An 8,710-nucleotide genomic window follows, 5' to 3' on the forward strand; every position below is an offset into this window, starting at 1 on the left:
TCTGCTGCAACGTCGCACCGATGTCCGACGTACGCGTCGTCGTCATCGACTGCACCGACACCGGCGCATCCCCGCCCACCGCAACCGACCCGACCTGGATCTTGCGGCTGACCCTCCGGTCGGCGAGCTTGGTCGGAACGGACGGAATTCCGAGAGAAATCGCAGTCATGCGCTGAGCATCCCCAAGGTGTGGATCAAGGTCCCGAGATCGGCGGGCTCCGGCCTTCGAGGTTACGGCACCGGAGGCGGCCCGAAGCACACCGCGTACGGGAGTGCTACACAAATGCGACGGCCCGGACACACACTGTGTGCCGGGCCGTCACTCGTGGTGCACGAGGTGCTACGAGGTGCTCGGTGGGTCAGGAGATCTTGACCGGATTCACGATGTCGGCGACGAGGACCAGCAGCGTGAAGCAGATGAAGACTCCGGCGACGACATAGGCGACCGGCATCAGCTTGGCCACGTCGAAGGGGCCGGGGTCGGGGCGGCGGAAGACCCGGGCCACATTGCGACGCAGGGCCTCCCAGAGCGCTCCGGCGATGTGCCCGCCGTCCAGCGGCAGCAGGGGCAGCATGTTGAAGAGGAACAGCGAGAGGTTGAAGCCCGCCAGCAGGAACAGCATCATCGCGATCTGGTTGGTCGCGGGAACGTCGAGCGTCATCACCTCGCCGCCGATCCTGGCCGCGCCGACGACGCCCACCGGGGAGTCGGCCGCCCGCTCGCCGTCACCGAAGGCGGCGTCCCACAGGCCGGGGATCTTGGACGGGAGGGCGATGATCGAGTCGACGCCGTTCTCGATCATGTCTCCCATGCGGACGACCGAGTCGCCGAAGGAGAGCGGGACGATCTCGGTCTGGGCGGCGAAGCCGAGGTAGCCGGCCTTCACGTACTCGTCGGCGATCACCTCGCCCTTGGAGTCCTTCTTCGCCACCGCGTTCTCCTTGAGCACGGCGTGCAGGGTCTTCTCCTGGCCGTCGCGCAGGACGGTGACGCTGGCGGGGCCGATGGTGTCGCGGATCTTGTCGGAGAGCGTGGCCCAGTCGTCGACCTTCTGGCCGTCGAAGGCGACGATCTTGTCGCCCTTCTTGAGTCCCGCCGCCCGGGCGGGCGAGACCGGGTCGGACTTCTTGCACTTGTCGCGGTTCTCGCTCTGGGCGATCACGCATTTCTGGACACCGGCCACCTCGGTGGTCTGGGTCTGGAAGCCGAAGGTCATCGCCACGCCGAGAAAGATCGCGACGGCCAGGACCAGGTTCATGAACGGTCCGGCGAACATCACGATGACGCGCTTCCACGGCTTGCGCGTGTAGAAGAGGCGCTTCTCGTCGCCCGGTTCGAGTTCCTCGAAGGCGGCGGACCTGGCGTCCTCGATCATGCCGCGCCAGGGCGAGGTGGACCGCGCCTCCAGGCGCCCGTCCTCTCCCGGCGGGAACATGCCGATCATGCGGATGTAGCCGCCGGCCGGGATGGCCTTGATCCCGTACTCGGTGTCGCCCTTCTTCCGCGACCAGATCGTCGGCCCGAAGCCGACCATGTACTGAGGTACGCGGATGCCGAAGAGCTTCGCGGTCGACAGGTGCCCCAGCTCGTGCCAGGCGATCGAGAACAGCAGGCCGAAGACGAAGACGGCGATGCCCAGAATCGTCAGCAGGACCGTCGAAATACTCATGCGCGCGCCTCCGCTGTCGCTTTCGCCGAGAGTTCACGGGCCCGGGCGCGTGCCCAGGTCTCCGCTTCCAGGACGTCTGCGACCGTGAGCGAAGTTCCCGTGGCGGGGGTGCCGTGTTCGGCCACCACCGCCGTGACCGTATCCATGATTCCGTTGAACGGCAGCCGTCCTGCGAGGAATGCGTCGACACATTCCTCGTTGGCGGCGTTGAAGACTGCCGGTGCGGTGCCCCCGAGCGTGCCGACGTGCCTGGCCAGACCCACGGACGGGAAGGCCTCGTCGTCGAGCGGGAAGAACTCCCAGCTGGACGCCTTCGACCAGTCGAAGGCGGGGGCGGCGTCCGGGACGCGCCGGGGCCAGCCGAGGCCGATGGCGATCGGGCCGCCCATGTCCGGGGGCGTGGCCTGGGCGAGGGTGGAGCCGTCGGTGAACTCCACCATGGAGTGAACGTACGACTGGGGGTGGACCACGACCTCGATCCGGTCGAACGGGATGTCGTAGAGGAGATGCGCCTCGATGACCTCAAGGCCCTTGTTGACCAGGGTGGCGGAGTTGATCGTGATGACCGGTCCCATGGCCCAGGTCGGGTGGGCGAGGGCCTGCTCGCGGGTGACCTCTGCCAGTTCGCTCCTGGTCCGGCCCCGGAAGGGGCCGCCGGAGGCGGTGACGACGAGCTTGCGCACGTCGGCGCGGGTGCCGGCGCCCAGGGCCTGGAAGAGTGCGGCGTGCTCGGAGTCGACCGGGATGATCTGGCCGGGCTTCGCCAGCGCCTTGACCAGCGGGCCGCCGACGATCAGCGATTCCTTGTTGGCCAGGGCGAGCGTGCGGCCCGCCTCCAGCGCGGCGAGCGTGGGGGCGAGTCCGATCGAGCCGGTGATTCCGTTGAGCACGGTGTGGCAGTCGCTCGCGGCCAGCTGCGCGGCGGCGTCGGGCCCTGTCAGGATCTCGGGGAGCGGCTCGCCCGCCCCGTACTGCTCGCGCAGCGCCTCGCGCAGGGCCGGTACGGCGTCCGGTGCGGCGACGGCGACGGTGGCCACCCGCAGCCGCCTCGCCTGCTCGGCGAGGAGTGCGACCCGTCCGCCGGCGGCGGAGAGCGCGGTGACGCGGAAGCGGTCGGGGTTGCGCAGCACCAGGTCGATGGCCTGGGTGCCGATGGATCCGGTGGAGCCGAGGATGACGAGATCCCGGCGGCCTTCCGCTGCGTCGAAGACGAGGTGCGGGTCGGCGAGGGGGGCAGGGCTGTCGCTCATGCCCCCCATTGTTGCCGCATCACCTGTGGGCGTGGACAGTGCGTCCCGGACACGGGACGGTCGGGGCGGCGCCGAGGGCGGGTGGTGGCCGGGCGGGGCGCGTCCGGTGCGTGGACACGCCCCGCCCGGCCGGCGGTTCAGCGGATGGTCCGGTGGACGTTCTCCCGGGTGGACGGTCCCGGGGTGGCATCGGCGATCCAGGGGCCTTCGCCGCTCGGGTCGACGACGCCCTCTTCCAGCCAGGTGTACGCCCCGGACAGGACGCCGTCGACCAGGTGCCGGTCCAGGTCGTCGGTGTTGGTCCACAGGCGGGTGAAGAGTTCCTCGACGCGGACGCGGGACTGGTGGCAGAACACGTCGGCGAGCCGGTAGGCCTCGCGTCCGTGATCGCCCGAGGAGCGCAGCAGTTCGGCGCGGACGCAGGCGGCGCTCATCGCGAAGAGTTCCGCGCCGATGTCGACGATCCGGCCGAGGAAGCCCTGCTTGGTCTCCATCCGGCCCTGCCAGCGCGACATGGCGTAGAAGGTGGAGCGCGCCAGTTTGCGCGAGGCTCGTTCGACGTAGCGCAGATGGGCGGACAGGTCGGGGTGGCCGGGATGGCTGAACTCGCCGTACGTCCGCGGGAGTTGTCCCGGCCCGGTGACGAGCCTGGGCAGCCAGCGGGCGTAGAAGCCGGCCGCGTTGGCGCCCGCCTTCGCCTTGGCGGTCAGGGGTTTGTCGGGGTCGATGATGTCTCCGGCGACCTTGAGATGGGCGTCGACGGCCTCGCGGGCGATGAGCAGATGCATGATCTCGGTGGAGCCCTCGAAGATGCGGTTGATCCGCAGGTCGCGCAGCAACTGTTCGGCGGGGACGGCCCGCTCGCCGCGGGCGGCGAGGGATTCGGCGGTCTCGAAGCCGCGTCCGCCCCGGATCTGGACGAGTTCGTCGGCCATCAGACAGCCCATCTCGGAGCCGTACAGCTTGGCGAGGGCGGCCTCGATGCGGATGTCGTTGCGATTCTCGTCGGCCATCTGGGAGGAGAGGTCGACCACCGCTTCGAGGGCGAAGGTGGTCGCGGCGATGAAGGAGATCTTGGCGCCGACGGCCTCGTGCCGGGCGACCGGCCTGCCCCACTGCTCACGCACCGCGGACCATTCGCGGGCGATCTTCAGGCACCATTTCCCGGCGCCGACGCACATGGCGGGCAGCGAGAGCCGTCCCGTGTTGAGCGTGGTGAGGGCGATCTTGAGCCCGGCACCCTCGGGGCCGATGCGGTTCGCGGCGGGGACCCGGACCCGGTGGAAGCGGGTGACGCCGTTCTCCAGGCCGCGCAGGCCCATGAAGGCGTTGCGGTTCTCGACGGTGATGCCCGGGGAGTCCGCCTCGACGACGAAGGCCGTGATGCCGCCCTTGTGGCCCTCCGACTTCGGTACCCGGGCCATCACGACGAGCAGGTCGGCGACGACGCCGTTGGTCGTCCAGAGCTTCACCCCGTCCAGGACGTAGTCGGGCCCGTCCGGGACGGCCGAGGTGGCGAGCCGGGCCGGGTCGGAGCCGACGTCCGGTTCGGTGAGCAGGAACGCCGAGATGTCGGTACGGGCCAGCCGGGGCAGGAAGGTGTCCTTCTGCTCCTGGCTGCCGAAGATCTTCAACGGCTGTGGCACACCGATGGACTGGTGGGCGGAGAGCAGTGCGCCGATGGCCGGGCTCACCGAACCGACCAGGGCGAGGGCCTTGTTGTAGTAGACCTGGGTCAGGCCGAGGCCGCCGTACTTGGGGTCGATCTTCATGCCGAGCGCGCCGAGTTCCTTGAGGCCGTTGATCACCTCGTCGGGGATTCTCGCCTCGCGCTCGATCAGGGCGCCGTCGATCCTCGTCTCGCAGAACTCGCGCAGCCGGGCGAGGAAGGCCTCGCCCCGCCGGACGTCGTCCGCGGGCGGAAGCGGATGCGGGTGGATCAGGTCGAGCCGAAAGCGTCCGAGGAAGAGTTCCTTGGCGAAGCTCGGCTTGTGCCAGTCCTGTTCGCGTGCGGCCTCGGCCACTTGGCGCGCTTCACGCTCGGTGACCCGGGGCGTGTTCTTCGGTGCGGATGGTGCGGACATGAGGAGCTCACCTCGCCGCGGTCTGAGTGGGTGGACGCGGCCGGTCCGCGTGGGTGGACGCCCACGGGTACCAACCGGCTCTACTCGTCCGTATGTACCCGAATCCCGGCACACCCACCATCCCCCGGACGCCGATCGGGTCGCGAGCCACTCCACTGACCCGCCTGCGGTGGCGGGAACGCGAAGACGGCCTGAACCCCCGCACAGTGGGTTCAGGCCATCTCGCTGTCGCCTGCTGTCGTGCTGTCCAGGCGGAACACAGGCGACTTCGGGTGGATCTCTTCGATCCTGTTCGCGGACTACAGGGCGAGGCCGGTGAGGACCAGCACGCGCTCGTAGGTGTAGTCGTCCATGGCGTAGCGGACGCCCTCGCGGCCGACGCCGGACTCCTTGACGCCGCCGTACGGCATCTGGTCGGCGCGGTAGGAGGGGACGTCGCCGATGATCACGCCGCCGACCTCGAGGGCGCGGTGGGCGCGGAAGGCGGTCTGCAGGTCGTGCGTGAACACGCCTGCCTGCAGGCCGTACTTGGAGGAGTTGACGGCCTCGAACGCCTCGGCCTCGCCGTCCACCTTCTGCACGGTCAGCACCGGTCCGAAGACCTCCTCGCAGGAGAGGGTGACGTCGTCCGGGAGCTCGGCGAGCACGGTCGGCGCGTAGGTGGCGCCGTCCCGCTTGCCGCCGGCGAGCAGCTGGGCGCCGGCCTGGACGGCCTCGTCGACCCAGGACTCGACGCGCTTGGCGGCGTCCTCGCTTACCAGCGGGCCGACGTCGGTGGTGGCGTCCGACGGGTCGCCGGTGACCTGGGCCTCGACGGCCGCGACGATCTTCGGGAGCAGCCGGTCGTAGACGGCGGCGTCCGCGATGACGCGCTGCACCGAGATGCAGGACTGGCCGCCCTGGTAGTTGGAGAAGGTCGCGATGCGGGTCGCGGCCCAGTCCAGGTCCTGGTCCGAGGCGTAGTCGCCGAGGACGACCGCCGCGGCGTTGCCGCCGAGCTCCAGGGTGCAGTGCTTGCGGGGCACCGACTCCAGGATCGAGTAGCCGACCGGGCCGGACCCGGTGAAGGAGATGACCGGCAGGCGCTCGTCCTGGACCAGGGCGGGCATCCGGTCGTTCGGGACGGTCAGCACGGACCAGGAACCGGCCGGCAGGTCGGTCTCGGCCAGCAGCTCGCCCAGGATCAGCGAGGAGATCGGCGTGGCCGGGGCGGGCTTCAGGATGATCGGCGCACCGACGGCGATGGCGGGGGCCACCTTGTGGGCGCTCAGGTTCAGCGGGAAGTTGAAGGGCGCGATGCCGAGGACCGTGCCGCGCGGGAAGCGGCGGGTCAGGCCGAGCCGGCCGGTGCCGCCGGCGTCGGTGTCCAGGCGCTGGGCGTCGCCGCCGTTGAAGCGGCGGGCCTCCTCCGAGGCGAACCGGAACACGGAGACGGCGCGGCCGACCTCGCCGCGGGCCCACTTGATGGGCTTGCCGTTCTCGGCGGAGATCAGCTGGGCGATCTCCTCGGTGCGCTCCACCAGACGTCGTACGACGTGGTCGAGTGCGGCGGCCCGGACGTGGGCCGGGGTCGCGGCGAACTCCTCGCGCACGGCGTGCGCGGCCGCGACGGCCTCCTCGATCTGGGCGTCGGTCGGCACGCTGACGGTGCCGACGAGACGGCCGTCGTAGGGGTTGGTGACGTCGAAGCTGTCCTCGCCGGTGGCCTGGCGGCCGGCGAGCCAGAAGGCGTGGGTGGAAGTCATGGAGGTTCCGGCCCTTCGGAGCGGTGGGGTGTCTTGCCCCCACCGTAGAGCCGTGCGGGCGCCGTGGCGTTTGTCCGGGGTGGAGCAGTGCGCCACGGGGACGCGCCGGTTTGTCGGATGCGCACGGAACGCCTGGCTCCGGTTCGGCGGTTACGCCTCCGGCGCCGATGGGGCGCTCGTCGCCTTGAGCGCCAGCCACAGCTCCATCCGGACGTCCGGATCGTCCAGCGAGCGGCCCAGGATCTCCTCGACCCGGCGCATCCGGTAGCGCAGGGTGTGGCGGTGCACGCCCAGGTCCGCGGCGGCGGCGTCCCACTGGCCGTGGTGGGCGAGCCAGGCCCGCAGCGAGGCGACGAGGTCGCCGCGGCCCTTGGCGTCGTGCTCGTGCAGGGCCCGGAGCATTCCGTCGGCGAAGGCCCGTACCGCGTCGTCCGCGAGCAGCGGGAGCACCGAGCCCGCCGCCAGCTCCTCGTGCTCGACCAGTGCCCTGCCCCGGCGGCGCGCCACCGACAGGGCCTGTTCGGCCTGCTTGTACGCGGCGGAGACGGCGATCGGGCCCGCCGGGGCGGAGAGGCCCACGACCACCTGGCCCTCCTCCGGCTTGGTCCCTTCGGCGGGCGCCCGCGCCTCCTGGGCCTCCGCGTACGCCGTGCAGGCGGCGACCGCCGCTCCGCCGTCCGCGGCAAGCACGACGAGCCGGTCGCCCTCGGGGACGGTCAGCAGGGTCTCGCCGGTCCGCAGCGCCGCCGCCTCCATCGCCTCGCCGAGCGACAGCGGGGTGGCCGGGTGGGACGCCTCCGCGATGAGCAGCCGGAACGGGGCGTCGAGCAGCCCCCCGTACAGGTCCCCGGCGACGGCCCTGGCATGGTCGGGCTGACCGGCGAGCAGCATCCGCAGCACCGCCGCGCCGAGGCGCTGCTCAGCGCCCTGGAGGGACCGGGAGCGTGCGGTGGTCAGAGTCAGCAGGGCGACGGCGGAGTGCACCGCGTACCGCTCGGCGGTGCCGAGTGCCGCGCCGGTGCCCACGGCGAGCGCTCCCCTGACCCGGCGGCCGGTGCCCAGGGACTGGAGCTCCACCCGGTCGTCGGTGTCGCCGACGACGACGCTGGCCGGGGCCGGGCGGTCCCGCAGCCGTTCCACGTCGGGGGTGAGCCGGGCGGCGCGTCGGGCGGCCCACTCGGGGGCGGCGGCGACGACCTGGCCGGCGGCGTCGTACAGCGCGGCCCAGCCGTCGAGGTGGGCGGCGAGCCGGGTGAGGAGTTCGCCGGGCCCGTCGCCCGCGAGGGCGGCTCGGGTCAGTTCCCGCTGGACCTCGAACCCGGCGGTCACGGCCCGGTACTGCTCCTCGGCGATCGCGGAGGAGACGGCCTTGGCGATCGCGATGAACGGGGTGCGGCGGGGCACTTCGAGGAGCGGCAGCCCCGCTTCCTCGGCCGCGTCGATCAGCTCCTTCGGCACCTCGTCGTAGTTGACGCCGACGGCGAAGCCCAGGCCGACGACCCCGGCCCCGGCCAGCCGCCGCACGTAGCGCCGCATCGCCTCGGGGTTCTCGGCGTCGAGGTTGGTGGCGGTGACGAGCAGGAACTCGCCGCCCTCCATGTACGGCACGGGGTCGGCGAGCTCGCTGGCGTGTGCCCAGCGCACGGGCGCGTCGAGCCGGTCCGCCCCCGCGCGCACGGTGAGTTTGAGCGCCGAATGCTGGACGAGCGAGGCGAGAGTGAGGGGCATGGGGACCGCGGGACCTCGAAGAGTCGATTTTCGCCGTCCCGTACGAACGGCTGTTCTCAATTCTGCCAGAGCGGCAGGGTCCGGCATGACCACGACCAGTGGTGGGGGGGGGGGGGGGGGCCCCCCCCCCCCCCCCCCCGCCGCGGCCCCCCCCCCCCCCGCGGGGGGGGGGGGGGGGGCGGCGGGGCCGGGGGGGGGGGGGGGAACACCAAAGAAACAAAAAAAAAAAAAAA

6 protein-coding genes are annotated in these 8,710 nt (G+C 71.4%); all 6 read right to left on the minus strand.

The genetic code is table 11. The features are described 5' to 3' along the window. A partial coding sequence (locus tag ACIRJP_RS41220; RefSeq protein WP_351267810.1) for a flavodoxin-dependent (E)-4-hydroxy-3-methylbut-2-enyl-diphosphate synthase occupies positions 1-169 on the minus strand: 169 nt, incomplete at its 3' end. 190 nt (positions 170-359) lie between these two features. Next, the gene (locus ACIRJP_RS41225; RefSeq protein ID WP_404186183.1) at positions 360-1,670 is read right to left on the minus strand and encodes a M50 family metallopeptidase; all 1,311 of its coding nucleotides are present in this window, start codon (positions 1,668-1,670) and stop codon (positions 360-362) included. Then, a complete protein-coding gene (gene dxr / locus ACIRJP_RS41230; RefSeq protein WP_404186185.1) occupies positions 1,667-2,920 on the minus strand; it encodes a 1-deoxy-D-xylulose-5-phosphate reductoisomerase in 1,254 nt (417 codons plus the stop codon). Before dxr ends, ACIRJP_RS41225 begins: the two co-directional genes overlap by 4 nt. Positions 2,921-3,057: 137 nt before the next feature. Further along, complete coding sequence (locus ACIRJP_RS41235) at positions 3,058-5,004, minus strand: acyl-CoA dehydrogenase family protein (RefSeq protein WP_404186187.1); 1,947 nt, start codon at positions 5,002-5,004, stop codon at positions 3,058-3,060. 299 nt (positions 5,005-5,303) lie between these two features. Beyond that, the gene (locus ACIRJP_RS41240; protein WP_404186189.1) at positions 5,304-6,749 is read right to left on the minus strand and encodes an aldehyde dehydrogenase family protein; all 1,446 of its coding nucleotides are present in this window, start codon (positions 6,747-6,749) and stop codon (positions 5,304-5,306) included. Positions 6,750-6,899: 150 nt separating this feature from the next. Then, a complete protein-coding gene (locus tag ACIRJP_RS41245; protein ID WP_404186191.1) occupies positions 6,900-8,477 on the minus strand; it encodes a PucR family transcriptional regulator in 1,578 nt (525 codons plus the stop codon). Positions 8,478-8,710 lie beyond the last annotated feature (233 nt).

The organism is Streptomyces sp. NPDC102437 (assembly GCF_044765565.1).
Taxonomy (GTDB): Bacteria; Actinomycetota; Actinomycetes; order Streptomycetales; family Streptomycetaceae; genus Streptomyces.

Bases quoted from the DNA above. Each gene is read 5' to 3' on its own strand.
- ACIRJP_RS41225 (WP_404186183.1), bottom strand. From the start codon at position 1,670: ATGAGTATTTCGACGGTCCTGCTGACGATTCTGGGCATCGCCGTCTTC.
- dxr (WP_404186185.1), bottom strand. From the start codon at position 2,920: ATGAGCGACAGCCCTGCCCCCCTCGCCGACCCGCACCTCGTCTTCGAC.
- ACIRJP_RS41235 (WP_404186187.1), bottom strand. From the start codon at position 5,004: ATGTCCGCACCATCCGCACCGAAGAACACGCCCCGGGTCACCGAGCGT.
- ACIRJP_RS41240 (WP_404186189.1), bottom strand. From the start codon at position 6,749: ATGACTTCCACCCACGCCTTCTGGCTCGCCGGCCGCCAGGCCACCGGC.
- ACIRJP_RS41245 (WP_404186191.1), bottom strand. From the start codon at position 8,477: ATGCCCCTCACTCTCGCCTCGCTCGTCCAGCATTCGGCGCTCAAACTC.